The sequence below is a fragment of the Stenotrophomonas sp. CCNWLW162 genome (assembly GCF_037203745.1).
Lineage (GTDB): Bacteria > Pseudomonadota > Gammaproteobacteria > Xanthomonadales > Xanthomonadaceae > Stenotrophomonas > Stenotrophomonas maltophilia_AQ.
This window is the reverse complement of the sequence record NZ_JBBCBL010000018.1, coordinates 1-1,442: the sequence shown is the minus strand read 5'-3', so window position 1 is coordinate 1,442 and position 1,442 is coordinate 1. Positions and strand designations below refer to the sequence as shown.

General features: G+C 66.2%; 1 protein-coding gene. It reads right to left on the bottom strand.

What is annotated here, in order from left to right; translation table 11 throughout:
- Positions 1 to 37 precede the first annotated feature (37 nt).
- Positions 38 to 1,442, bottom strand: a 1,405-nt coding sequence (locus V9K93_RS20775) for an amino acid permease (RefSeq protein ID WP_337303139.1), incomplete at its 5' end; no start/stop codon positions are given.

Sequence of the window (1,442 nt, the reverse complement as noted above, 5' to 3'; positions counted from 1 at the left end):
AACGGACGGGCCGGCGCAGGGCCGGCCCGTAGGCGGATCAGGAGGACTTGGCCAGCTTGCTGTTGCGGATGCCGTAGCCCAGGTAGATCAGCAGGCCGAGCAGGGTCCAGCCAACGAACAGGTGCCAATGCACCACGAAGGCCTGCCAGAACAGGAACAGGCAAGTGGCCGCGCCGAGCGGGCAGATGATCCACACCGCCGGCACGCGGAACGGGCGGTGCAGGTCCGGCTTGGAATAGCGCAGTACCAGCACGCCGATGCAGACCGTGGCGAAGGCCAGCAGGGTACCCATCGACACCAGTTCGCCCAGCACGTTCAGCGGCACCAGGCCGGCCAGTGCGGCGGCGATCACGCCGACCACGATGGTGGCGACGTAGGGGGTGCGGAAGCGGGCATGTACCTTGCCGAAGAACTTCGGCAGCAGGCCGTCGCGGGAGATGGTGTAGGCGATGCGGGTCTGGCCCATCATCATCACCAGCACCACCGAGGACAGGCCGGCGATGGCACCGATCTCGACCAGCGTCTTCAGCCAGGCCAGGGTCGGGTAGGGCTCCAGCGCGGTGGCTACCGGCTTGTCGGTGCCCAGCAGGTGGTACGGCATCATGCCGGTCAGTACCGCGCAGACGATGATGTAGACAATGGTGCATACCGCCAGCGAGCCGAGCAGGCCGATCGGCATGTTGCGCTGCGGGTCCTTGGTTTCGCCGGCGGCGGTGGAGACCGCATCGAAGCCGATGTAGGCGAAGAACACGATCGTTGCCGCACGGAACACGCCGCTCCAGCCGAACTCACCCGCCACGCCGGTGTTTTCCGGGATGAACGGTTGCCAGTTGGCCGGATCGATGTGGGCCGCGCCGATGCCGATGAACAGGCAAATGACGGTGACCTTGATCGCCACGATGATCGCGTTGACGAAGGCCGACTGGGTCACGCCCACGTACAGCAGGCCGGACACCGCCGCGACGATCAGCACCGCCGGCAGGTTGAACAGCTTGCCCGAGGCGATGAACTCGCTGCCGGTCCAGGCAATGGGAGCTGCGCTGAGCGCATCCGGGAACGGCATGTGCAACGTGGTGGTGATGAAGCTGATCAGGTACGCCGACCAGCCCACCGCGACCGAGGCCGAGGCGAACAGGTACTCCAGCACCAGGCACCAGCCGATGAACCAGGCCATGCCTTCGCCGAGGGTGGCATAGGAATAGGAGTAGGCACTGCCGGAGACCGGCATCATCGCTGCGAACTCGGCGTAGCACAGGCCCGCCAGGGCGCACGCGAAACCGGCGATGACGAACGACAGCATCACTGCCGGGCCGGCGTGGTTGGCCGCAGCCTGGCCGGTCAGCACGAAGATGCCTGCGCCGATCACCGCACCCACGCCAAGCAGGATGAGGTGTTTAGCCGTGAGGGTCCGTTTCAACGTGGCTTCGCCGTCCAGGCTGCCT